Source organism: Arthrobacter globiformis, from assembly GCF_030817195.1.
In the GTDB taxonomy this organism is placed as follows: Bacteria; Actinomycetota; Actinomycetes; order Actinomycetales; family Micrococcaceae; genus Arthrobacter; species Arthrobacter globiformis_D.
Window position 1 is genome coordinate 2,110,080 of sequence record NZ_JAUSYZ010000001.1, and the last position, 24,515, is coordinate 2,134,594.

Genomic DNA, 24,515 nt, shown 5'->3' on the forward strand with positions numbered 1-24,515 from the left:
GGGGTTTCCCGGCCCCGGGGTCAGTTGAGGGCGTCAGCTGAAGTTCTTGCGGTGTGCCTTGATGGCTGCGACGTAGTGCTTGGTGTCAGTGAACATTCCGTGCTTGTTGACCGAGTACTGCCCCTGGTAGTAGCCGGCGATGGCGTAGTCCAGGTTCTTGCTGGTCCGGATCAGCTGGCGGATGATTGCGATTCCGGCGGTGGCGTTGTCATACGGATCCAGCAGGTTCAGCTTCCGGCCCACAAGGTCGGATGCCCATTCGCCCGAGGAGGGGATGACCTGCATGGTGCCGATGGCGTTGGCCGGAGACACTGCCCGCTGGTTGAACCCGGATTCCTGGTATGCGAAGGCCTGTGCCAGCGCCGGGTCCACGCCCATCCGCCGTGCCGTGTCGGCCACGATGGACTGCATCTGGGCTAGCGACGGAACCGGCGAGGCGTTGAGCAGCGCCTTGTTCTTGTTGGCCGAGCTGACCACGGCTGCCGGGTAGGTGTAGCCGAGGAACGAACTGGGCACGAGCGGCGTGACGCTGGATGCCGGCTGGACGGCGGCGGCCTTCCCGGGAATCGCGAGCTTCTGGCCGGGGTAGATGATGCTGGTGACTTTCAGCCGGTTCGCAGACAGGATGTCCGCGAGCTTGACGCCGTGCCTGGCCGCGATGCCGGACAGCGTGTCCCCGGACTTGATGACGTAGGAGGCTGAGCGGGTGGCGGCCGGTGCTGCCGATCTGGCCGGTGCCGCCGCGACAGCCGTGCCGGCACCGAGGCGGATCTTCTGGCCGGGGTAGATGATCGACGTCACCTTGAGCCCGTTCCAGCTGAGTACCTGGGAGAGCCTGACGCCGTGCCGCCCGGCGATGCCGCCCAGGGTGTCGCCGGACTTGACCGTGTATGTCCTGGCGGCGGTGCTGGCAGGCGCCGCAGCAGTCCGAGCCGCGGCTGCCTTCAGCTTGATCCGCTGCCCCGGGTAGATCACGGAGTTCGACTTGAGGTTGTTGAGCTTTAGCACGGCAGTGGTGCTTAGCCCGTACCGGCCGGCGATGCCGCTGACCGTGTCCCCGCGGGCCACCGTGTGGGCCGACGGGGTGACGCGGGTGGGCTGCAGGGCCGACGGGAGCGCGGCGGACACGGAGGCTGCGGGGATGATGCCTGCTTTGACTGCTGCTGCCTGGGCCTCAATGGCGGCGGCGAGTGTCGCGGGCACGGTTTGGGGCCGGGCGTCGGCATCGGCGGGCTGGGCGACCGCAAGGGAGGAAAGCATGACGGCCGGGAGCGTGGCCGTCGTGGCCGCGATCAGGGGCAGGCCCGGCCGGGGTGACTGCTTGGTGGAGCGGGTCGTCGTCATGGGAAAGATCCTCTTCTCAGCGGCGAATGCTGTCGGTCATGCCAGTTGCTCGTGGTACCAATGTTACTGATGTTAATTGTGTTGCGAATGTTATCTATGTGAATCTCTCACGATTTTTCGTTTAGCACAAGAACGGGCTCTCACGCGGGAAATCTGTCCGGCTGGGAGTGTCGCGCGCGAAAATGGAGCGGCCGCACACGTGAGCTGTTTCGACTAGGCTTGCGGGTGCCCGCCATGGCAACCTTGACCCGTGAGTACTGTAGAAACCCTTGTAGGCGACTGGCTGCCCCTGCCCGACGTCGCCCAGTTGCTGGATGTGTCCATTACCAAAGTCCACGGGCTCCTTGACGAGCGCGCGCTGGCGGCCCTGCGGATTGGGGAACGGCGGATCCGTTCGGTGCCCGCGGCTTTCCTCCAGGACGGCCACGTCGTGGACAGCCTCAAGGGCACGATTGTGGTGCTGTCAGACGCCGGCTTCTCGGACGAAGAGCTTATCGGCTGGCTTTTTACCCCTGACGAGTCGCTGCGCGGGAGGCCCATCGATGCCCTCCGTGAGGGCCGCAAGACGGAAATCCGACGCCGGGCGCAGTCCCTGGCCTGGTAATAAAAACCAGCCTGGTAATAGAAACGCAATCAGGTAACGAACCCAGGCGAGGCAACTGACCCAGCCTGATGGACGGGCCGGGCCAGCCGATCAGGCGGCCCGGCTCACTGTCGCCTCAGCCAGCCGCCGCAGCGCGGTCTTGGGGAGGTCGTCCAGCGGCAGGACCTCCAGTGCCGCGTACGCCGCCGCACCGAATTCCTCGATCAGCACTTCCGTAGCCTGCAGCGCCCCGCAGTCCGCGATGATCCGGCGGATCTCCGCCACGTCTTCCTCGCTCAGTTCGGGGCTGCCAAGCTTTGAGTCGATGAACGCGGACTCCTCGGGGGTGGCCAGGTCCAGGGCGAAGGCCACGAGAACCGTCCGCTTGCCTTCCCGGAGGTCGTCTCCCGCGGGCTTTCCGGTGGTGACGGGGTCCCCGAAAACGCCCAGGACGTCGTCGCGAAGCTGGAAGGCCTCGCCCAAGGGGAGGGCGAAGGCGGAGTAGCCGCGAAGCAGTTCGTCCGAGGCTCCGCCGAGCGCGCCGCCCAGGGCGAGCGGATGTTCCGTCGAGTACTTGGCCGACTTGAAGCGGATGATCGACTGGGCGCGGCTGACGGCCCCGGCGCGGTCCCGGACCGGCCCGGCCACCTCTTCGAGGATGTCCAGGTACTGGCCGGCCATGACCTCCGAACGCATCAGGTTGAAGATCAGCCTTGCCCTGCTTCCGGAGGCTGCCGTTTCGCCGATGTCGGTGAAGGCTTCCTCGCTGAAGGACAGGCAGAGGTCTCCGGCCAGAATGGCCGCGGCGTGGCCGAAGCGTTCGCTGTCGAGGGCCCAGCCCTGGGACTCGTGGAGCTGGCTGAACCGGCGGTGCACGCTGGGTCCGCCGCGGCGGGTGTCCGACCGGTCGATGATGTCGTCGTGGATCAGGGCTGCCGCCTGGAACAGCTCAAGCGCGGCGCCTGCTGTGACGATGTCCTCGGCCGAGGCGGGGCCCCCCGCTCCGCGCCAGCCCCAATAGCACATGAGGGCACGAAGCCGTTTTCCGCCGGTGACCAGGTTGGAAATGGACCCCATGATGGGATCGATGTCCGGCGAGATTGCCGTCATGATCGACTGCCGGGTTGTCAAAAAGTCTGTGAGCTTTCCCGCTACGGCGGCGACGAAGTCCGCCTGTTCCACGCGAAGCTGCTCGGCCACCATCACTTGACGGACTCGGGCGGCACGTTGGCGCCGATGGTGAAGGTGGAAACTCCGCCGGATGCGGGGACGGCGATGTTAACCGTCTCGTTGCCCGCCCGCACGAAGTCCTTGGACGCCACGCTGCCCACCGTGTTGCCGGGAACGGCCTTGAAGCCCTGTGCCTCCAGGGCTTTGGTGTAATAGGCGACGACGGCGGCCGGCTTGGCGGCGGTTGAGCCCACCAGTGCGGCGGTGGCCGGGGATGTTGACTTATCGAAGCTGCTGGCCACCACCTTCGTCCCGGGCATCACGGGAAGAAGCTTTGACGGGAAGCCCGCGACGAGCGCTCCCACGGTGGCCGACGTGCCGGGGGAAGCACTCGGGCTGGCGGTTGCGGTCGCGGACGCCGTGGCAGTCGCCACTGCGGACGAGGATGCCGGTGCCGCTGCCGCGGACGTTGCGGAACCGGGTTCCTGTGGTGTGCACGCTGACGCCGCCGCCACTACGGCCGCTCCAGCGGCGAGCAGCCCAAGGCGGGCAGGCATGAGCGTTCGAATGACCTTCACAGGTGCGGTCCTCCTGGGTGTTGATGCCGGATTCAGCCTCCAGTTTAGTCAGGTGCAGGGCATAGGATTGCAGTTGTGGGGCCGGACGAAGACAGAGAGCAGGCGGAAGCGCGGCTGCGGGACCTTCGGCGGGCGAGCATTATGCACGTCGACATGGATGCGTTTTTTGTCTCGGTTGAACTGCGGGCCCGCCCTGACCTGCGCGGCCGGCCGGTCATCGTGGGCTTTCCTGCGGAGCGCTCCGTGGTGCTGTCTGCCTCGTACGAGGCACGCAGGTTCGGAGTGAAATCGGCCATGCCCATGGCTGTCGCATACCGGCTGTGTCCGCAGGCCACCATCATCGAGCCCAGGCACAAGCTGTACTACGAAGTGTCTGGCCAGCTGATGGCGATATTTGAGTCCATCACGGAGCTCGTTGAGCCACTCAGTGTTGACGAGGCATTCCTGGACGTCGGAGGCGCGATCCGCAGGCTCGGCCCGCCGCTGGAAATCGGGCAGTTGATCCGGCGGAGGGTGGCGGGCGAACTGGGCATCACAGCGTCAGTGGGGATCGCCGCCAGCAAGTTCGTGGCCAAGATCGCCTCAACCCGGTGCAAGCCGGACGGCATCCTGCTCATCCGGCCGGAGCAGACCGTACCGTATCTTCACAGCCTTCCGGTCAATGCCCTGTGGGGTGTCGGGGGCAAGACGGCGGAGGTGCTGGCGCGTATGGGAATCCGTACCGTGGCGGACGTCGCCGCGACGCCGGTCTCCTCGCTCAAGAAGGTGCTGGGCGCCACCGGTGAGCACGTCCACCGGCTCTCCTGGGGTATCGACAGCCGGACGGTCACCCCGGTGCGGGTTGAGAAAAGCATCGGAGCGGAGGAAACGTTCGCTGCGGACACGGCGGACGATGTCCTGCTGCACAGGGAGCTGCTGCGGCTGTCCCACCGCACCGCCGAGCGGCTTCGCGCTTCGGGGCTGGTGGCCCGGACGGTGGCGCTCAAGCTGCGGTACGCCGATTTCTCCACTGTGACCCGAAGCCGCACCGTCCACACGCCACTGGACAGCGCGCAGCTCATCTATGCCGTGGCCATCCAGCTGCTGGAGTCACTGGGCAGCCGGCCCCTGAGGGTCCGGCTGGTGGGCGTCCGTGCGGAGCAGCTGGAAGCGGCCGCCCAGACATCCCTCCAGCTGAGCCTGGATAGGCGCGATGACAACTGGCGGGCCGCCGAACAGGCGCTGGACAAGGTGGCCGAGAAATTCGGCAGCAAGTCCGTGCTTCCGGCCCGGCTGCTTGAGCCGGGAAGTGGCAACTCCTGATGGGGGTTCCGGCTGACGTGATTCCCGCGACATCCGCGGGCGTGGGAAACCGTGTTCATGGGCCGAAGATCCGGGCCAGTTCGGGGCCTCGGGAGTGTTGCCGCCCGTGAACAGCGTCTTTCAGAACAGCGCCCAACAAACTATCCTTATAGATACAAAGATTTCGAACGTCTGGACATGTGTGGATCACCCGACCCGCCGCGTCAGTATGCTTGAATCCCTGGATCTGCCGAGGTTGGCAGGCCGGGAACCTGGATGGCATGCCGGTCGTTGACGGGGCAGGAACAACCGGTTCCGACCTGTCTGGACGTTGGCCTACTTAAGGAGGTCGTGATGCCGCTCTCGGAGCACGAACAGAAGCTGCTCGAGCAACTCGAGAGGCAACTGCATGAGGACGATCCCAAGTTCGCCAATTCCATGGGCTCGGATCCCGGCCGCAGCTGGTCCACCCGGCACATTGTGATTGGCGTACTGGCCACGCTGGCCGGGGTGCTGCTCCTCCTGGTGGGGGTTTCCCTCCAGAACATATTTGTAGGGGTCCTCGGGTTCGTCGTCATGGGTGCCGGAGTTTACTTTGCCACAATGCGCAGCGTTGCGGCCGGCAAAGCAAAGGCCGGCGGGCATGGCCGTAAGTCGAAGAACAAGAGCTCGTTCATGAACAGCCTCGAAGAACGATGGGATGAAAGGCGCCGCGGGGAGTCCTGAGCCGATTCTCCACTTCACACCGGCTCCACTTCCCGCCACCTCCACTTCGTACCACCCTCCACATCGCACCACCGGGGCAATCCCGGGTGGGCGCCCATAGGCCAGGAATGACCCGCTGCGGCGGGTCATTTCGCTTTAAGCAAGCGGATCTGATGCCGTGAGCCGGTGCTCCGGAGCCTGATGTCACCGCGGCTGCCGGCTGCGGACCGGTGCAATTCCCCTCCACTTTCCACCCCCGGCAAAAATCCCCGCCATTCCGCGGAAAATTGTTTGTCCAAACCGGTGAGAAATGTCTGCGCCGCGTTGACTGTGGGGAGAAGTGGAGTAAAGTGGAGCGCGTAAGAGGGTAGTGGCAGCGCGGGGGTTGTTCGGCTTCTGACGGCAGACGGGCGGTGGGACGTGTTCCTTGGGACACACTCGCCGCGTCTTGACGAAAAGGGCAGGATCATTCTTCCCGCCAAGTTCCGTGAGGAGCTTGCCGGCGGACTTGTTCTCACCAGAGGCCAGGAGCGCTGCATCTACGTCTTCAGCGAGCAGGAATTCGCGAGGGTTCACGAGCAGATCCGGGAGGCTCCGATCTCCAACAAGCAGGCTCGTGACTACATCCGGGTTTTTCTCTCTGGAGCCTCGGACGAGGTGCCTGACAAGCAGGGGCGCGTGACCATACCTCCCGCGCTCCGGGAGTATGCAGGGCTCGGCAGGGAGTTGGCCGTTATTGGGGCCGGCACCCGGGCTGAGATCTGGGACGCCCAGGCTTGGAATACGTACCTGGCAGAGAAGGAAACCTCCTTCGCTGAAACCGACAACCCCATCGCCGGCATCCTTTAGGCCGGCCCGAATCCGTTTCTTGGACGAGATCTCCAGCCGCCCATCCTTGACGACTACCTGGCTCACTTCCCCGGAGCCAGGCAGCCACGGGGATAGGCGCGGATGGGGATCTGGCCCAAGAAGCACCCGAGGCGCTCAAGGAAGGACGAAGGCGTGACAGAACCCGACGAGCCGAAGCCTACGTCCGAACGGCATGTGCCGGTCCTGAAGGACCGGTGCATCAATCTTTTGGCGCCCGGATTCGAGGCGGCTCGCCTGCGCGGAGAGACGCCGGTGGCCATCGACGCCACGCTCGGCATGGGCGGGCACTCCGAAGCCATGCTCCAGCGTTTTCCTGACCTGCACCTGGTGGGCATCGACCGTGACGAGGAAGCCCTGGCTCTCGCGGGTGAGCGGCTCAAGCCCTTCGCGGCGCGCACGGACCTGGTCCACGCTGTTTACGACGAAATCGCCGAGGTGCTTGAGGACCTCGGCATTCCCGAAGTCCACGGCATCCTGATGGACCTCGGGGTCTCGTCCCTGCAGCTCGACGAGCGGGAACGTGGTTTCGCCTATTCCTTTGACGCACCCCTGGACATGCGGATGGACACCAGCCGCGGCCAGACGGCGGCGGACGTCGTTAACACTTACAGCGAAGAGGAACTGGTCAGGATCATCCGCAAGTGGGGTGAGGAGAAGTTCGCGGGGCGCATCGCCAACAGGATCGTTAACGCCCGGGTCGCGAAGCCGTTCACCACCACCGGGGAACTCGTCGAACAGATCCGGGCGGTGGTTCCGGCCGCCGCGGCCAAGTCCGGCGGGCACCCGGCCAAACGCACGTTCCAGGCGCTGCGCATCGAAGTCAACGAGGAACTCGAAGTCCTCGAGCGTGCCGTTCCGGCAGCGGTGGATGCCATCGCGCTTGGCGGCCGGATCGTCGTGATGTCCTACCACTCGCTGGAAGACAAGATCGTCAAGGGCGTCTTCCAGACCCGCTCCAAATCGTCAGCTCCGCTCGGATTCCCGGTGGAGCTCGAAGAACACAAGGCCGAACTCAAAACCCTGACCAAAGGCACCGAGGTGCCCACCGCCGTCGAAATCGCAGAGAATTCGCGTGCAGCATCAGCCCGGCTGCGCGCAGTGGAACGTATCAGAGCCAGGAGAGCAACATGAGCGCAGCAGCTGCCAAGAACCTCGCCCTTCCGTCCGGCCCGAGCGTCCAGGATGTAGAGGCCGGCCTTCCGGGTTCGGCCCGCAAGGCGCGCACCCCGCTGTCCCTGGTCCGCTCCGCACCGAGGAAGCGCCGCGCGCCCTTTGTTGTTCTCTGCTTCGGTATGCTGGCGGCGGCGCTGATCGCGGTGCTGGTGCTCAATATCACTGTGTCCACGGCCCAGTACCAGCTGGTCAAGCTCCGTGCCGAACAGACCGCGCTCACCAAGCAGAACCAGGACCTGACACAGCAGGTGCAAAACTTCGAGGCTCCCCAGAATCTGGCTGCCAAGGCCGCAGAATTGGGAATGGTTGCTTCCACTGGCAAGGGACAGATTGATCTTTCCACGCTGACCGTGAGCGGGGATGCCAAGCCGGCGGTCAAGGGAGACTCGGCAGGAGCGGTGATCGCTGCCCCCGCCGTCCCGGGTCAGCTGAATGTGGTTCCGCCCGCCAGTTCGGGCGAGCCGCTGGCAAGCAGGGCCCCGGCTGCCGGTGAAACGGCAGCCGCCCAGCCGGAGACTCCGGCGGCTGCCAAGCCGGCGGAGGCGGCCGCGGCCGCCCTCAACGGGGGCACCATTCCGGCGCCGGAGCAAAGGACGCCGGGGCAGTAGGAAAGGAACAGGCGGCTGGTAGCCCGCACGGCAAGCAGTAGGGGATGAGCGTGGCGCAAGGCAAGAGCAGGGCAAGCAAGAAGAAGGCTGCTAACGCCACGAAGAGGCTCCGCCTCGGACTCAGCATCATGCTTGCGCTGCTGGTGGTTGTCGGCGGAAAGCTGTTCCTGGTGCAGGGACTGGACGTTGGCGGCATGGCTGAAGCTGCCCTTGACAACCGCCTGCGCCCCACTGTGCTGCCGGCCGAACGCGGCAGCATCCTGGACGCGAATGGCACCGTGCTTGCCAACAGTGTTATCCGCTACAACATCACCGTTGACCAGTCTGTAAATACCAAGACCGAATCCTTCAAGCGGCTTGAAAAGGTGAACGGCAAGGACGAGCTGGTCACCGTGTCCCGTGACCAGGGGATCGCTGAACTTGCTGCGGTCCTGGGCATGGATGCCGAGGACGTGCGCAAATCCGTCACCGGGACCAGGACGTACTACATCGTGGCCAAGGACCTCCGGCCAGACGTCGAAAACCGGGTTTCGGAACTGCAGATCCCGGGTATCTTCTCCGAAGGCAACAGCAAGCGCGTCTACCCGAACGGCTCCGTGGCCGGCGGCATTGTGGGCTTCCTGGAGAACGGAACCACCGGCCAGGCCGGCCTCGAACAGACCCAGGACGGGATCCTGCGTGGCACTGCGGGCAAGCGCGTGTTCGAAATCGGCGCCGACGGCCTCCGCATTCCCGTGGGCATCGACGAACTGACGCCCGCGCAGGACGGCAAGGACGTCAAGCTCACCCTGAACTCCGATCTCCAGTACTTCGCCCAGCAGGCCATCCAAACACAGGCGGACAAGCTCAGCGCTGAGTGGGGGGTCATCATCGTTTCGGACGTGAAAACCGGCAACATCATCGCCATGGCCGACACCAACACGCCCGACCCTAACGACCCCGGCAAGGTGGCAGCCAAGGACCGCGGCGTCCGCTCCGTCACCGCGGCGTACGAGCCCGGGTCCGTGGAAAAGATGATCACCGCCGCCGCGGTCATCGAAGAAGGCAAGGCCAAACCGCTGGACACCTTCGTCATCCCGCCGTCCCTGGTGGTGGACGGCCAGCAGTTCGACGATTCCTTTTCCCACGGAACCGAGAAGCGGACCCTGGCGGGCATCCTGGGCTGGTCCATGAACACCGGCACCGTGATGGCGGGCCAGCGCCTCACCAAGGATCAGCGCCACGACTGGCTGCAGAAATTCGGCATCGGCGAGGCGCCGGAGATCGGGTTGCCGGCGGAGGCGAAGGGCATCCTGACCCCGGCCGACCAGTGGGACGGCCGCCAGCAGTACACAGTGCTGTTCGGGCAGGGTGTATCGCAGTCGACACTCCAGACGGTCCGGGCCTACCAGTCCATCGCCAATGACGGCGTGATGCTGCAGCCGCGGCTCATCGACAGCTACATCAGCCCGGACGGGACCGAGGAAAAGGTGGCGGCCAAGCCGTCGCGCAGGGTGGTCTCTGAGGAGACAGCGCAGCAGGTGAGGGACATCCTCGAAAGTGCCGTCACGGAAGGCCAGATCAAGGAGGCCGCCATCGACGGCTACCGGGTCGGGGCCAAGACGGGTACCTCGCAATCGCCCTGCGACGACGGGACCGCAGGCTTCTGCGGCTACACCGCCTCGATGGTGGGGATGGCGCCAATGGACGATCCGCGGTTTATTGTGGAGGTGGTCCTGCAGCGTCCCAAGGGGTCGATTTACGGGATCACCAATGGGCCCGTGTTCCGCTCGGTCATGAGCCAGGCGCTGCGGACGTACAACGTTCCGCCGTCCAAGGGCACGCCCGTCAGGCTGCCGCAGTTCGCCAAATAACCCAGTTCGCCAAATAACGCAGTACACCCAAGTAACGCCCGCCAAGAAAGGCCGCGGTACACCTGAACAAACAGTTCGGTCGTGTCAGCCGGTCCACCAGCACCAACGGAGATTCAGTTGCCACAGCACCATGACCCCGGCACTGCCGACGCCCCGGAGGGGCAGGCATCCAAGAGCGGCTTCCGGCCCACCGCCGTCGCCGCCGTCGAACTGGGTGTCATAGGCCAGTCAGTGGGCGTCACCGTGCCCGGGGCCTCCGAATCGGTTCAGGTCACCGGCATCTCTCTCGACTCCCGGTCCGTGGAGCGCGGGGACCTGTATGTTGCCCTGCCGGGAGCGGCGCGGCACGGCGCGGACTTCGCGAGGACGGCGCTCGAGTCCGGTGCGGTGGCGGTGCTGACGGACGACGCGGGCGGGAAGCTTCTTGCCCTGGGGTCGGACATCGCCGTGCCCGTGCTGGTGGTGGCGGAGCCCCGCAGCGTAGTGGGCCGGCTGTCCAGGCTGATCTACCGGAGCCAGGACGCCGACCTTCCGGGCCCCTCGATGTTCGGCGTGACGGGCACCAACGGAAAAACCACCACCACGTACTTCATCAACGCCCTGCTGCAGGCGATGGGCAAGAAGACCGGACTCATCGGCACCATCGAGATCCTGGCAGGCGGAGACCCGATCCCCAGCCTCCTGACCACCCCGGAATCCACCGATGTCCACGCCCTGCTGGCCCTCATGCGGGAACGCGGGCTCGACGCCGCATCCATGGAGGTCTCCTCGCATGCGGTTTCCTTCCGCCGGGTGGACGGTGTGGTCTTCGACGTCGTCGGTTTCACCAACCTCACCCAGGACCACCTGGACCTGCACGGCACCATGGAGGAGTACTACCGGACCAAAGCGGAGCTGTTCACCGCCGAACGCGCCCGTGCCGCCGTCGTGACGGTCGACGACGAGTGGGGACGGCGGCTTGCCGCCCAGACTGGGCTTCCGGTCACCACGCTGGCAACGCTCCAGCCCGGCAGCGCGCCGGAAGCGGACCCGGCAGGGGCCGACTGGACGGTCACCGACCCGAAGCCCCGCGGCCTTGGTACGGAATTCACCCTCCGCGGCCGGAACGGCACGGAACTCCACGTGCACACCGGGCTGCCCGGGGCCTTCAATGTCTCCAACGCGGCACTGGCCCTGGCCATGGTGCTCGCCGGCGGCGCAGACCCCGCCGACGTGCAGGCAGCACTCGATGCCAAAGATCCGTTCACTGTGGCGGTGCCGGGCCGCATGCAGCTCGTCTCCACCCGGCCGGCAGCCGTCGTCGACTTCGCGCACAACACCGATGCACTGGCACGCGCCCTGGCGGCCGTCCGGTCCCCGGAGCCCGCGTCCAAGGTCATCGTGGTCTTCGGCGCCACGGGCCAGCGCGACCAGGGCAAGCGCCCGTCCATGGGTGCGACCGCGGCCCGGCTTGCCGACGTCGTGATCGTCAGCGATGACGACCCCCACGATGAGGACGCCGCGGCAATCCGCGCCGAGGTGCTGGTAGGTGCCACGGACGCCAAGGAAGCCGAGCAGCTGGACTGCAAAATCATGGAGGTTTTTCCGCGGGACGCTGCCATCCGGGAGGCCGTCAACCTGGCGGCACCGGAGGACACCATCCTCATTGCGGGGCGCGGGCACGAAGTGTGGCAGGAGGTCAAGGGAGTGAACCTTGCCCTCGACGACAGGGTGGAACTACGGAACGCCTTGACGGCACGAGGATTCACCGTTCTCCAAGACGACGGGATAGAGTCCTAGACCGACATGATTGAACTAACTGCGGCGGAAATCGCCGAAATCACCAACGGCCGGCTGCTTGCGGACCCCGACGTCACCCCGGGATCCGTGGTGACCGATTCACGGGAGGCCGTTGCCGGCTCCCTCTATGTCGCCAAACCGGGCGAAAGCGCGGACGGGCACAGCTTCGTGGGGGCGGCCTTTGACCGCGGCGCGGTGCTGGCCCTCACCGAACGCGAAATCAAGGACGACGCCGGCCGGACCTACCCGTCCGTCGTCGTCGGGGACGCGGTGCTGGCCATGGGCGCCCTTGCGGCAGAGGCTGTCCGGCGGATCAGGCACCACCGCGAGGCCGCCGGCGAGGAATTGACCGTCATCGGCATCACCGGTTCGGCCGGTAAGACCACCACCAAGGACCTCCTCGCGGGCATCCTGTCGGCTGAAGCGCCGACCGTTGCACCCCAGGGTTCCTACAACGGCGAGGTCGGCGTGCCCCTCACCGTCTTCCAGGCGGGCTTTGACACCCGGTTCCTGGTCATCGAAATGGGCGCCACAGGCATAGGACACATCCGCTACCTGGCCGACATGGTCCGGCCCGAAATCGGCGTGGTGCTCGGCGTGGGAACAGCCCACGCCGGCGAATTCGGCGGCGTGGAAAACATCGCCGCCGCCAAGGGCGAACTCGCCGAGGCGCTCCCGGCCGAAGGCACCGCCGTGCTGAACCTTGACGATGTGCGCGTTGCTCCCATGGCCGCGCGGACCCAGGCAACTGTTCTGGGTTTCTCCTCCCGTGATGCTGAGCCGGACGCTCCTGCCGTCCGGGCCGCCAACCTGGACACCAACGCCGCGGGCAACCCGGAGTTCGACCTCGAAGTGCCGGGGGAGCCCACGGTGAGGGTCACCAGCAAACTCATCGGCGAACACCATGTTGCGAACCTCCTCGCCGCAGCAGCGGCCGCGCACGCGGCAGGCGTTCCGGCTGACCGGATCAGCGCATCACTGAGTTCCCAGTCCGCGGCCAGCCGCTGGCGCATGGAGCGGACCGAACGGCCCGACGGCGTCACGGTCATCAACGACGCCTACAACGCCAACCCGGAATCCATGCGGGCTGCCCTGCGCACGCTGGCCGACCTGGGCCGGGGCCGCCGCACCTGGGCCGTTCTCGGGGCCATGCTGGAGCTGGGCGACGATTTCATCCGCGAGCACACCGCCGTCGGCACGCAGGTGGTACGGCTGAACATCTCCCGCCTCCTGGTGGTGGGCCGGGAAGCGCGTTCGCTGTACGTTTCCGCCGTGCAGGAAGGGTCCTGGGGCGATGAATGCATCTTCGCCGAGACCGTTGACGAAGCCTACGAACTGCTCCAGGAGCAGCTCGAACCCGGCGACCTGGTGCTCTTCAAGTCCTCCAACAGCGTGGGACTGCGCCATTTGGGCGATCGGATAGCATTACCCCCACGTGCCACCCCCACAACTGCCACCGAAGGGAGCGAGCTGCTGTGATTGCACTCCTGATCGGCGCTGGCCTGGCCCCTGCTGCTGGCACTGGTGGGTACGCCGCTGTTCATCCGGCTGTTGGTCCGCAAGAGCTATGGCCAGTTCATCCGCGATGACGGGCCGACGTCGCACCACACCAAACGTGGCACGCCCACGATGGGCGGCACCGTGGTGGTGGGCGCGGTCCTGCTGAGCTACGGACTGACCCACCTGATCATGTGGCTCATGAACCCGCGGTCGGCCGGGCCGTCCGCGTCGGCGCTGCTCCTGCTGTTCCTGATGGTGGGGATGGGCCTGGTGGGCTTCCTCGACGACTTCATCAAGATTTCCCGGCAGCGCAGCCTCGGCCTGAACGCCAAGGCCAAGCTCATCCTCCAGGCGGCCGTGGGCATCATCTTCGCCGTCATGGCCCTCTACTTCCCGGACGCCGACGGCCTCACCCCGGCGTCCACCAAGATCTCGCTGGTCCGTGACATCCCGTGGCTGGACCTCGCGTTCGGCGGCACCGTGCTTGGTGCGATCCTCTTTGTGCTGTGGTCAAACCTGATCGTCACGGCGGCGACGAACGGCGTCAACCTCACCGACGGCCTGGACGGGCTGGCCGCCGGCGCCGCTGTCATGGTGTTTGGCGCCTACACGCTGATGGGCATCTGGCAGAGCAACCAGGCCTGTGGCTCACCCCGCCAGGCGGGCAGCGGCTGCTATTCCGTCCGGGATCCCCTGGACCTCGCGCTTCTTGCGGCCATCATGAGCGCCGCGCTGGTGGGCTTCCTGTGGTGGAACACCTCACCGGCCAAGATCTTCATGGGTGACACCGGCTCCCTCGCAATCGGCGGCGCCATCGCCGGGTTCGCCATCCTCTCCCGCACCGAACTGCTGCTGGCTTTCATCGGCGGCCTGTTCGTCCTCATCACGCTCTCCGTCATCATCCAGGTGGGGTACTTCAAGGTGACCAAGGGCAAGCGCTTCTTCAAGATGGCACCCCTGCAGCACCACTTCGAACTCAAGGGCTGGGCGGAGGTCACCGTGGTGGTCCGGTTCTGGATCCTCGCCGGCCTGTTCGTCGCCGCGGGTCTTGGCATCTTCTACGCGGAATGGGTGGTCCTGCTGTGAACGGCTCCGAATCCCACAACAAAGCGGCGGGTCCGGCGGTAACTGGTCCGGCGCGGCTCAGCGGCCTGGTCAGCTGGGACTCCGACTGGGCCGGGCTGCGCGTCGTAGTCACCGGGATCGGCGTCTCGGGCTTCGCGGCTGCGGACACGCTGATCGAACTCGGCGCCCGCGTGGTGGTGGTTGACGGCGCCACCACGGAAACAGCCCAGGCCAAGGCGGACACACTGCGGATCGTGGGCGCGGCCGACGTTCTCCTGGGTGAGGAGGCCGTCCGCACGCTGCCCAAGATCGACGGCCTGAAGCCGGACCTCGTGGTCACCTCGCCGGGCTGGCGCCCGGACCAGGCTTTGCTCGCGGCGGCCTCCCGCGCCCACATCCCGGTCTGGGGCGACGTCGAACTCGCCTGGCGCCTGCGCGTCCGCGAAGGCCGGAAAACAGCTGACTGGCTCACCATCACCGGCACGAACGGCAAAACGACGACGGTCGGCCTGACCGAATCCATGCTGCGCGCCGCAGGCCTGAAGGCGATCGCGGTGGGCAACGTCGGCGCCCCCATCCTCGATGCCCTGCGTGACCCGGTGGAGTACGACGTCTTCGCAGTGGAACTCTCCAGCTTCCAGCTGCACTGGTCCGAGTCCGTCTCGGCAGTCGCCAGCGTCTGCCTCAACGTCGCTGAAGACCACGTGGACTGGCACGGCTCCTACGAGTCCTACCTCGCCGACAAGGCCAAGATCTACGAAAACACGCAGAAGGCCTGCATCTACAACGACGAGCAGATCGAAACCGAACGCATGGTGGAGGACGCGGACGTGGTGGAAGGCTGCCGCGCGGTGGCCTTTACCACCCTCACGCCCGCCATCAGCATGCTCGGCGTGGTGGAGGGCCTGCTCGTGGACCGGGCCTTCATCGCCGAACGCAAGGACAGTGCCGTGGAACTGGCGTCCATGTCCGACCTCGGCCCGGTGGCACCCCGCCACATGGTGGCCAACGCCCTGGCCGCCGCAGGCCTGGTGCGGGCCTATGGCGTCAGCCCTGAGCACGTGCGCGAAGGACTGCAGACCTACATCCCCGGAAGCCACCGCATCCAGCCGGTCGCCAAGCAGAACGGCGTTCTCTGGATCAACGACTCCAAAGCCACCAACCCGCACGCAGCCTCCGCCTCCCTGGCCGCCTTCGACCCTGTGGTGTGGATTGCCGGCGGCCTGTCCAAGGGCGTCAGCTACGACGACCTGGTCCGCGACCATGCGCGCCGACTGAAGGCCGTGGTACTGATCGGCAAAGACACGGCATCGCTTGAAGAGTCCCTGCAGCGACACGCACCGGATGTCCCCGTCATCCGGCAGGCGGCAGGCCACACTGAAATTGTGCAGTCAGCCGGAACCGGACATGACGCCGCACCGGAGTCAGCAGAATCCGGGGAGGCAGTGATGGCACGGGCCGTCGCATCGGCGGCACAGCTCGCCGCCTCGGGTGACACTGTGCTGATGGCCCCGGCTGCTGCATCCATGGATCAGTTCTCTTCCTATGCTCACCGTGGCGACGCCTTCATAGCAGCGGTCCGCGGGCTCGTGGAAGGGGAGGCCCGGACCGGCAAGGAGTAAGAATGGTCAGCACACCCACACGTCCCGCGGCCACCCGGCAGCGGGCGGGGGAGAGCGGCCGGCTGCTCCGGTGGTACCGGCGCTTCTGGTCAGCCCTCGAGGGAAACGGCAAGTCGCGCAACGGCTCCACCTACTACCTCATCCTGGGCACCACGCTGGCCCTGACCGCCATCGGCATCATGATGGTGCTCTCCGCGTCCAGCGTGGAGGCCATCGCGGCGGGCGAGTCGCCTTACACGGCGGCCCTCAAGCAGGGGCTGTTCGCCGGAATCGGCACCTTCTGCATGTTCATGCTGTCGCGGATCAACGTCGTATGGCTGAAGCGCCTCGCGTGGCCGGGCATCATCATCGCCTATGCCCTGCTGGGGCTCGTGCTGGTCATCGGCACCAGCGTCAACGGCAACAAGAACTGGATCGACATCGGCGGGTTCTTCACCCTGCAGCCGTCCGAGGCGGCCAAGCTTGCCCTGGCACTGTGGATGGCCACCGTGCTGGCCAAGAAGGCCTCCCTGCTGCACCAGTGGGGACACGCTGTGGTCCCCGTGGTTCCCATCGCCGGCGGGATCATCGGACTGGTGCTGATCGGAAACGACCTCGGCACCGGCATGATCATCATGCTCATCACGGCCGCCGCCCTGTTCTTCGCCGGCGTGCGCCTGTACCTGTTCGGGTTCGCGGCCGTGGGCCTCGGTGCCGTCATAGCGTTCATGGCCATGACCAGCTCCAACCGCGTCTGCCGCATCACCTCGTGGTGGACCGGCCAGAGCTGCGGCGACGGCATCGACGCCAACTACCAGTCCACGAACGGCCTCTACGGACTGGCATCGGGCGGCTGGTTCGGCGTGGGGCTCGGGCAGAGCCGGCAGAAATACAGCTGGATCCCCGAAGCCCACAACGACTTCATTTTCGCCATCATCGGTGAGGAACTCGGGCTGGTGGGGACCGTCGTCGTACTTGTCCTTTTCGCCATCCTGGGTGCCGCCATCTACCGCGTGGTGGTGGCACAGGAGGACCTGTTCCACCGGGTCCTGGCCGGAACCATCATGGTGTGGCTGCTGGGCCAGGGAACGGTCAACATGGCCGTGGTCACCGGCCTGATGCCGGTGATCGGCGTTCCCCTGCCGTTCATCTCCTACGGCGGCTCGGCACTGCTGATGTCGCTCTGCGCGATCGGCGTAGTGTTGTCACTGGCCCGCGAACAGATGGCGCCCAACATCCGGCCCCGCAAACTCCTCGGCCCGTGGCGGTTGCCCGGGCGCAAGAAATCCCGTACGAAAGCGTAACCAGCACCTGATGAAAACCGAGTCATTGTCCGTGGTCCTCGCCGGCGGTGGAACAGCAGGCCATATCAACCCGTTGCTGGCCATCGCCGCCGCCATCCGCGATGCCCGCCCCGACGCCCGGCTGCTCGCCGTCGGAACGGCCGCCGGCATGGAAACCAGGCTGGTCCCGGCCGCCGGGCTGGAACTGGCCACCATCGACCGCGTCCCGTTCCCGCGGAAGCCCTCCGCAGACCTGCTCCGCCTTCCGGGACGGCTCGCCGGCGCCGTGCGGCAGGCAGGACGCATCCTCGACGACGCCGGTGCGGACGTCCTCGTGGGCGTGGGCGGCTACGTCTGCACGCCTATGTACCTCGCAGCCTGGCGGCGGAAGATCCCCATCGTCATCCACGAGGCCAACACCCGCCCGGGCCTGGCCAACCGGGTCGGGGCACGGCTGAGCCGGCACGTGGCCGTGGCCTTCGCCGGCACCCCGCTGCCCCACGCCCGCCACGTGGGCATGCCCATGCGCCGCGAAGTTTCGGCCATGGTCAGGGCAACGGCGCGGAACGGCGCCCTGCGCAGCCTGGACCTGCAGCCCGGGAAGCCGGTGCTCATCGTCACCGGAGGCTCGTCCGGGGCGCAAAGCATCAACCGCACAGTTGCGGCCTCCCTCGAAGCGCTGTCCCGGGCCGGCGTCCAGACCATCCACATCACCGGCCGCGGCAAGTCCGTGGCGGACCAGGACGGCAACGCGCTGAGCGCCGACGGCTACCGGCAGCTTGAGTACGTGGACGGCATGGAGACCGTCTACGCCGCGGCTGACCTGCTGCTCGCCCGGGCCGGCGCGGCCACGGTGAGCGAGGTCGCCGCCGTCGGCGTTCCCGCGGTCTTCGTGCCGCTGCCGATCGGCAACGGCGAGCAGGCGCTGAACGCCCGCGGACTTGTGGATGCGGGTGGCGCCCTCCTGGTGGCGGACCGGGACTTCACCCCCGAATGGGTCCGCGCCAACCTCATCCCGCTGCTGGCTGACCGTTCCCGCCTCGATGCGATGGCGGCTAACGCGGAAAACCTTGGCATCCGAAATGCCGACCAGCTCATGGCCGACCTCGTACTGGAAGCGGTATCCAAATGATCACCAACGCAGCACCCAGCCAGGAAGCACTCGGCCGCGTGCACTTCATCGGGATCGGGGGCGTCGGCATGTCTGCCGTCGCCAGGATCATGGTGGCGCGCGGGGTTCCCGTCAGCGGTTCGGATGCGAAGGACCTGCCGGTCATGACGGAGCTCGGCGCGGCCGGCGCCCGGATCTGCGTGGGTTATGACGCAGCCAACCTCGGCGACGCCCAGACCGTCGTGGCAGGATCGGCCATCCGCGCCGACAATCCCGAACTCGAGGCCGCGCGGGCCGCCGGCCTGCCCGTGCTGCACCGCTCCGAAGCCCTGGCCGCCACCATGGCCGACGACCTCGTGGTGACCGTGGCCGGCACCCACGGGAAGTCCACCACCACCTCCATGATCACCGTGCTGCTGCAGGGCGCCGGCCTGGACCCGTCGTTCGCGATCGGGGCCAATGTTCCGGCGCTCGGCGTCAACGCGGCGAACGGCAGCTCCAAGGTGTTTGTCGCGGAGGCGGATGAGTCCGACGGTTCGTTCCTGAACTACCGGCCGCAGATCGCCGTCGTCACCAACGTGGAGCCGGACCACCTCGATCACTACGGCACCGCCGAAGCTGTGTACGAATCCTTCGACCGGTTCACGGAACTGCTGCCCGCCGACGGCGTGCTGGTGGCCTGTGCGGACGACGCCGGCGCACACGCGCTGGCGCTGCGAACCCGCGAGCGGGGCAATACCCGTGTTGTTCTGTACGGCACCTCCGAGGCTGCAGACCTGCGGCTCGACGACGGCGGCCCGGGCAGGGTGGCCATCACGACGGCGGGCGGCCGGTTCCCGCTGGCACTGCAGGTCCCCGGACGGCACAATGCGCTGAACGCTGCCGCCGCCATGGCGGTGGCACTCGAGCTCGGCGTGGACGCCCAGGCCGCCGCCTCCGCCCTGGCGGGCTTCTCCGGCGCGTCCCGGCGGTTCGAGTACAAGGGGGAGGGCCGGGGCGTGCGGGTCTACGACGACTACGCGCACCACCCCACGGAGGTGCGGGCCGCCCTGGCGGCGGCCCGGTCCGTGGCCGGCGGCCACAAGGTTCACGTCCTCTTCCAGCCACACCTGTTCTCCCGGACCCGGGAGTTTGCCTCCGAGTTCGCCGACGCGCTCAAGGCCGCGGACACTGCCCTCGTGCTCGACATCTACCCGGCCCGCGAGGATCCCATCCCGGGCGTCACCAGCGCGCTCATCACCGAGCACCTCGGTTCCGGCGGCAGCCTGGTCGGAGCCGGGGATGAGGCCGTCGCCGCCCTGGCCGCAGCCGCGCAGCCGGGGGACATCATCCTCACTGCCGGCGCCGGGGACGTCACCGCTTACGGGCCGCTCATCGTGGAGACCCTCGGTGGCTAGCACCCGGCGCCCGACTTACAGGCCGGCCAAGCCCGCCAGCCGGGATGGTGCTGCCGGGGATGCTGGCGCCGGCCGGGACGCTGGCGCTGGCCGGGACACAGGTGCTGCCAGGGGCGCGGGCGCCGCTCGGCCCGACGGCGGCAAGCCGGCCGTGATCACCGCCTCCAAGGGCGTCCCGGAAGTTAACGCGCAGGAGAAGACGCAGGCCAGCATGCCGAAAGGCAGCACGCCAAAGGCCAGCACGCCGAAGGCCAGCACGCCGAAGGGGAAAGCCTGGAAGCCCGGAATGCAGAAGCCGGAGACCACACGTCCGGATAAGCCAGGGCCGGACAATGTGCTGGCGTTTCCCGAACCGCGGGGCCGGCGCATCAGGCGCAACCTCATCGTGGCGGCGTGTGTCACGGCTGCCCTCGTGGCGGGTCTCATCGTCGCTGCCGTCTATTCCCCGGTGCTGGCGGTGCACAGCGTGAGCGTCAGCGGCACGAAGCTCCTCAAACCTGCCCAGGTCCAGGCGGCCCTCAAGCCGCTTCTGGGCACGCCGCTGCCGCAGGTCAGCGACGACGAGGTCACCTCACTGCTCAAGCCGCTTGTCCAGATCAAATCCGTCACCACCCAGGCCCACCCGCCGTCCGTGCTCGTGGTGCAGGTCCAGGAACGCGTGCCCGTTGCCCTCGTGAAGCGCGGCAACGAGTACATGCTTGTGGACGTCGACGGCGTGCGGCTCAGCACCACGGCGGACCCCACCTCCGTGAAGCTGCCGGTGATTGACGGCGGTGCCGGCACGGTCGGCAAGGACCTGTTCCAGGCCACGGCCGAGGTCCTCGGCGCACTGCCAGCCAATGTGCTGGCCAAGCTCTCCAACGCCTCCGCCAAATCCGTGGACGCGGTGGAACTGAAGCTGCTGGACGGCCAGACCGTCATCTGGGGCAATGCGGGGGAGAAGGAGCTCAAGGCCCGGGTACTGGAGGCGCTGCTCAAGGTGCCGGCCGATCCCGCGAACCCGGTCAACACCTACGACGTGAGCGTGCCGCGGCATCCGGTGACGCGGTGAGCCGCTGTATTTCTCGGGGATTAGGACGACACGCGGTGGCGGTTATTGAATGTAGCCAGCAGAGGAAATAGCGTCACAGACGTGAGTTACTTGACATAACTATAACCTTCAACTGGAACGTTAAGGTTCAGGGCTTCAAGCTCGACTCCATCAGTTTTCGCAATAGGACACTAACAAGGGACACGTAACGTGGCAGCTCCGCAGAATTACTTGGCCGTCATCAAGGTCGTCGGCATCGGCGGCGGTGGCGTGAACGCAGTCAACCGCATGATCGAGGTGGGTCTCCGCGGTGTCGAATTCATCGCTATCAACACCGATGCCCAGGCTCTGCTGATGAGTGATGCCGACGTTAAGCTCGACGTCGGACGGGAACTGACCCGCGGGCTGGGTGCCGGGGCCAACCCGGAGGTCGGCAAGCAGGCTGCCGAGGACCACGCCGACGAGATCGAGGAAGTCCTCCGCGGTGCCGACATGGTCTTCGTGACCGCAGGTGAGGGCGGTGGCACCGGAACCGGCGGCGCACCGGTTGTTGCCCGCATTGCGCGCTCCCTTGGCGCCCTGACTATCGGTGTGGTCACTCGTCCGTTCACCTTCGAAGGCCGGCGCCGCGCAGGTTCCGCCGAGGCGGGCATCGACGCCCTCCGCGACGAGGTGGACACGCTGATCGTGATCCCCAACGACCGCCTGCTGTCTATCAGCGACCGCAACGTCTCCGTCCTGGACGCTTTCCGCTCCGCTGATCAGGTCCTGCTGTCCGGTGTCCAGGGCATTACGGACCTCATCACCACGCCGGGCCTGATCAACCTTGACTTCGCCGACGTGAAATCCGTCATGCAGGGCGCGGGCTCGGCCCTGATGGGCATCGGCTCTGCCCGCGGCGAGGACCGCGCGGTCAAGGCAGCCGAGCTTGCCATCGCGTCCCCGCTGCTGGAAGCCAGCATCGACGGCGCCCACGGTGTCCTGCTGTCCATCCAGGGCGGCTCCGACCTCGGCCTGTTCGAGATCAACGAGGCTGCGCGCCTGGTGCAGGAAGTTGCCCACCCGGAGGCCAACATCATCTTCGGCGCGGTCATCGACGACGCCCTGGGCGACGAAGCCCGCGTCACCGTCATCGCGGCAGGCTTCGACGACGTCAAGGCCACCTCGCCGTCCATGGACCAGTCGCAGCCGCAGGCTGCCCCGCAGCGTCCCGCCGTGCCGGCGGCTGCCCCGCAGAGCCAGCCGTCCGCGGGCAGCCAGCAGGTCCACGTCCAGCCCGTGCACGCCGGCGTGGGTGCCGCGGGCCTCAGCAGCTGGGGGCAGCAGCGCCCGTCAGCTGTCCCCGCTGACTCGGGGTTCGACGTCGACCTTCCGTCTGTAGTTGAGCCCGACCTCACCGGCAGCCGGTCTGACGACCTGGACGTTCCCGATTTCCTGAAGTAGGAGGTTGCCGGGCGGATATCCGCCCGGCCGCTGTCCCGTTTCCTCACCTGATAGCCGGAGTTCCGATTGTTTTTGTGGCGAGCTGAAGTGCAGCCTGGCGTGTCCGTGGCGTTCACCGACACGAATGCCGGCAACCTCGCCCTGCACGTGGGCGACGACGCCGCCGCGGTGCTTCACCGCAGGGCGCAGTTGGAGCACGCCGCCGGCGTCGCGCCCCGCAGGTTCCAGTACATGAACCAGGTTCACGGCAACGAAGTGTCCCTTGTCGTTGAATCTGGAGCAGGTGCTCCGCAGGCGCCGACAGCGGATGCGCTGGTGTCCCTCGGCGGGCCACTGGCGGTGATGGTGGCGGACTGCATCCCGCTGGTCCTGGTGGGCGCCGGGGCTTCCGGTCCGGTGCTGGCTGCCGTTCATGCCGGGCGCCCCGGCCTGTTCTCCGGGGTCATCCCAGCTGCGGTGGAACAGATGCGCGCCTCCGGCGCCGAGGACATCCGCGCCTGGCTGGGCCCTTCGGTCTGCGGGAACTGCTACGAGGTGCCCGCAGAACTCCGCAACGAAGTCGCCGCCCTCCTGCCGTCCGCATGGTCAACCACAACATGGGGAACGCCGGCGCTCGACCTGCCCGCCGGTGCCGCCAGCCAGCTCGCCGCCCTCGGCGTTCCCATCGAATACCGGGGGCCCTGCACGCGTGAAAACGAATCCTTGTTTTCCTACCGCCGCGACTCCCGGTCCGGCAGATTCGCCGGACTGGTGTGGACCCATGACTGACAGTCCGGCATCCGGGGACGCCCGGACGGTACAGCTGCGGGAGCGCCTCAACGCCGTCCGACAGCGCATCGACCGCGCCGCCGCGGCGGCCGGCCGCGAAGAAAACCCGCCGCGCCTGATAGTGGTCAGCAAGTTCCATCCGGCCGAGGACGTCCGCCGGCTGGCAGCGCTTGGCGTCAAGGATTTCGGCGAGAACCGGGACCAGGAGGCTTCCGCAAAAGCGGAGCAACTCGAGGGCCTGGACCTCACATGGCACTTCGTGGGCCAGCTCCAGAGCAAGAAGTCCAAGACCGTGGTCCGGTACGCCTCCGCCGTGCACTCGGTGGACCGCTCCCAGCTCGTGGCGGCCCTGGAACGGGCCATGGCCGGCCAGCAGGAGGTGACCGGCCGTGCCGACCTGGACTGCTTCATCCAGGTGAGCCTGGAAGATGACGCCGGTGCACATCGTGGCGGGGCAGCGCCCGAGGAGGTGCCGCAGCTCGCGGAGCAACTCGAAGCCGCGGACGGCCTTCGCCTGGCGGGTGTGATGGCGGTGGCGCCGCTCGGGGCGGATCCTGATCGGGCCTTTGAAAAACTGCTGGGCATTTCAACCGGCCTGCAACGCGATTTCCCCGACGCCACGGGGATTTCCGCCGGTATGAGCCTGGACCTGGAAGCGGCTGTCCGATTCGGTGCGACACACCTCCGAATTGGCTCAGATATTCTCGGTTCGCGCCCGGCTGTGCGGTAGCGTCTGTCGTATTGGAAGTGAATGGCGGGGATTTCCGATGCTGTCTTGATCTTTGGGCGACCCGCTTCCGGACACGATTAGGAGTCGACCATGGCTGGCGCTCTGCGCAAGACAATGATCTATCTTGGGCTCGCCGACGGCGATGAACACTACGAGTCTGAGCTTTCCACCCAGCAAAAGGATGAGGACAACTCAATGGAGCATGACCGTGAAGAGCGCCGCGCGCCGGCGCCGCTCCGAGAGGTCACCCGTGAAGCGCCACCAGTTGCCGAAGAGGAATACCGCGCACCCGTGACACCCATCAAGCGTGCGGCGTCGAGCCGCGAAGAGACCACCGGACTGCGGCAGATCACCACGATCCACCCTCGCTCCTACAACGACGCCAAGCTCATCGGCGAAAGCTTCCGTGACGGTATCCCCGTCATCATGAACGTGACGGACATGGGGGAGGCGGACGCAAAGCGGCTTGTCGACTTTTCCGCCGGCCTCGTCTTCGGTCTGCGCGGAAGCATCGAGCGCGTGACGAACAAGGTTTTCCTGCTGTCGCCGTCGTATGTCGAAGTCATCGGAGACGACAAGAAAGCCAGCGAGGCCACCGCCAGCTTCTTCAACCAAAGCTAAAAAACGGCTCTTCGGATGCCAG

21 protein-coding genes and 1 pseudogene are annotated in these 24,515 nt (G+C 66.7%); 19 read left to right on the top strand and 3 right to left on the bottom strand.

Features of this window, described 5'->3' with window-relative positions; translation table 11 throughout:
* Positions 1-33: 33 nt before the first annotated feature.
* Complete coding sequence (locus QF036_RS09530; RefSeq protein ID WP_307101261.1) at positions 34-1,344, bottom strand: lytic transglycosylase domain-containing protein; 1,311 nt, start codon at positions 1,342-1,344, stop codon at positions 34-36.
* 250 nt (positions 1,345-1,594) lie between these two features.
* Between QF036_RS09530 and QF036_RS09535 the strand changes: the two genes are divergently transcribed.
* Complete coding sequence (locus QF036_RS09535; protein WP_306922283.1) at positions 1,595-1,948, top strand: Rv2175c family DNA-binding protein; 354 nt, start codon at positions 1,595-1,597, stop codon at positions 1,946-1,948.
* 90 nt (positions 1,949-2,038) lie between these two features.
* Here QF036_RS09535 and QF036_RS09540 read toward each other — a convergent pair whose 3' ends face one another.
* Both QF036_RS09540 and QF036_RS09545 read right to left on the bottom strand, forming a co-directional pair.
* Entirely contained in the window at positions 2,039-3,133 is a 1,095-nt protein-coding gene (locus tag QF036_RS09540) for a polyprenyl synthetase family protein (RefSeq protein ID WP_373460125.1), read from the bottom strand.
* Positions 3,130-3,675 carry a hypothetical protein gene (locus QF036_RS09545; RefSeq protein WP_307101263.1) on the bottom strand — a complete coding sequence of 182 codons (546 nt, stop codon included), beginning with the start codon at positions 3,673-3,675 and terminating at the stop codon, positions 3,130-3,132. Before QF036_RS09545 ends, QF036_RS09540 begins: the two co-directional genes overlap by 4 nt.
* A 141-nt stretch (positions 3,676-3,816) precedes the next feature.
* On the opposite strand from QF036_RS09545, the gene dinB reads away from it, so the two are divergent.
* From dinB to QF036_RS09635, 18 genes and pseudogenes are all read left to right on the top strand, one after another.
* On the top strand, positions 3,817-4,977 hold the full coding sequence (gene dinB / locus QF036_RS09550; RefSeq protein ID WP_373460281.1) for a DNA polymerase IV: 1,161 nt from the start codon (positions 3,817-3,819) through the stop codon (positions 4,975-4,977).
* Positions 4,978-5,310: 333 nt separating this feature from the next.
* Positions 5,311-5,682: a DUF3040 domain-containing protein gene (locus tag QF036_RS09555; RefSeq protein ID WP_003801771.1), complete on the top strand. Its 372-nt coding sequence runs from the start codon at positions 5,311-5,313 to the stop codon at positions 5,680-5,682.
* A gap of 399 nt (positions 5,683-6,081) precedes the next feature.
* Positions 6,082-6,510 (top strand): division/cell wall cluster transcriptional repressor MraZ, encoded by a 429-nt coding sequence (mraZ, locus tag QF036_RS09560; protein WP_003801769.1) that lies wholly within the window; start codon positions 6,082-6,084, stop codon positions 6,508-6,510.
* Between the two features lie 153 nt (positions 6,511-6,663).
* Entirely contained in the window at positions 6,664-7,662 is a 999-nt protein-coding gene (rsmH, locus tag QF036_RS09565) for a 16S rRNA (cytosine(1402)-N(4))-methyltransferase RsmH (protein ID WP_307101267.1), read from the top strand.
* On the top strand, positions 7,659-8,312 hold the full coding sequence (locus QF036_RS09570) for a hypothetical protein (protein WP_307101269.1): 654 nt from the start codon (positions 7,659-7,661) through the stop codon (positions 8,310-8,312). The genes rsmH and QF036_RS09570 overlap by 4 nt, the downstream gene beginning before the upstream one ends.
* A gap of 44 nt (positions 8,313-8,356) precedes the next feature.
* Complete coding sequence (locus QF036_RS09575; RefSeq protein ID WP_307101270.1) at positions 8,357-10,165, top strand: peptidoglycan D,D-transpeptidase FtsI family protein; 1,809 nt, start codon at positions 8,357-8,359, stop codon at positions 10,163-10,165.
* A 117-nt stretch (positions 10,166-10,282) separates the two neighbouring features.
* Positions 10,283-11,944 carry a UDP-N-acetylmuramoyl-L-alanyl-D-glutamate--2,6-diaminopimelate ligase gene (locus tag QF036_RS09580; protein ID WP_307101272.1) on the top strand — a complete coding sequence of 554 codons (1,662 nt, stop codon included), beginning with the start codon at positions 10,283-10,285 and terminating at the stop codon, positions 11,942-11,944.
* Between the two features lie 6 nt (positions 11,945-11,950).
* On the top strand, positions 11,951-13,423 hold the full coding sequence (locus tag QF036_RS09585; protein ID WP_307101274.1) for a UDP-N-acetylmuramoyl-tripeptide--D-alanyl-D-alanine ligase: 1,473 nt from the start codon (positions 11,951-11,953) through the stop codon (positions 13,421-13,423).
* Positions 13,420-14,530 (top strand): annotated as a pseudogene (mraY, locus tag QF036_RS09590) (phospho-N-acetylmuramoyl-pentapeptide-transferase). Before QF036_RS09585 ends, mraY begins: the two are co-directional and overlap by 4 nt.
* Positions 14,512-16,131, top strand: a complete 1,620-nt coding sequence (gene murD / locus QF036_RS09595; protein WP_307101276.1) for a UDP-N-acetylmuramoyl-L-alanine--D-glutamate ligase — start codon at positions 14,512-14,514, stop codon at positions 16,129-16,131. The pseudogene mraY and the gene murD overlap by 19 nt, the downstream one beginning before the upstream one ends.
* Before the next feature lie 2 nt (positions 16,132-16,133).
* Positions 16,134-17,414 (top strand): putative lipid II flippase FtsW, encoded by a 1,281-nt coding sequence (gene ftsW / locus QF036_RS09600; RefSeq protein WP_003801750.1) that lies wholly within the window; start codon positions 16,134-16,136, stop codon positions 17,412-17,414.
* Positions 17,415-17,424: 10 nt separating this feature from the next.
* Positions 17,425-18,525 carry an undecaprenyldiphospho-muramoylpentapeptide beta-N-acetylglucosaminyltransferase gene (gene murG, locus QF036_RS09605; protein WP_307101278.1) on the top strand — a complete coding sequence of 367 codons (1,101 nt, stop codon included), beginning with the start codon at positions 17,425-17,427 and terminating at the stop codon, positions 18,523-18,525.
* Positions 18,522-19,901: a UDP-N-acetylmuramate--L-alanine ligase gene (gene murC, locus QF036_RS09610; protein ID WP_307101280.1), complete on the top strand. Its 1,380-nt coding sequence runs from the start codon at positions 18,522-18,524 to the stop codon at positions 19,899-19,901. Before murG ends, murC begins: the two co-directional genes overlap by 4 nt.
* On the top strand, positions 19,894-20,952 hold the full coding sequence (locus tag QF036_RS09615; RefSeq protein WP_307101282.1) for a cell division protein FtsQ/DivIB: 1,059 nt from the start codon (positions 19,894-19,896) through the stop codon (positions 20,950-20,952). Before murC ends, QF036_RS09615 begins: the two co-directional genes overlap by 8 nt.
* 189 nt (positions 20,953-21,141) lie before the next feature.
* Entirely contained in the window at positions 21,142-22,374 is a 1,233-nt protein-coding gene (ftsZ, locus tag QF036_RS09620; RefSeq protein WP_307101284.1) for a cell division protein FtsZ, read from the top strand.
* Positions 22,375-22,440: 66 nt separating this feature from the next.
* Positions 22,441-23,142: a peptidoglycan editing factor PgeF gene (pgeF, locus tag QF036_RS09625; RefSeq protein ID WP_307101285.1), complete on the top strand. Its 702-nt coding sequence runs from the start codon at positions 22,441-22,443 to the stop codon at positions 23,140-23,142.
* Positions 23,135-23,872, top strand: a complete 738-nt coding sequence (locus QF036_RS09630) for a YggS family pyridoxal phosphate-dependent enzyme (protein ID WP_307101288.1) — start codon at positions 23,135-23,137, stop codon at positions 23,870-23,872. The genes pgeF and QF036_RS09630 overlap by 8 nt, the downstream gene beginning before the upstream one ends.
* A gap of 90 nt (positions 23,873-23,962) precedes the next feature.
* A complete protein-coding gene (locus QF036_RS09635; protein WP_307101290.1) occupies positions 23,963-24,493 on the top strand; it encodes a cell division protein SepF in 531 nt (176 codons plus the stop codon).
* Positions 24,494-24,515: the final 22 nt, after the last annotated feature.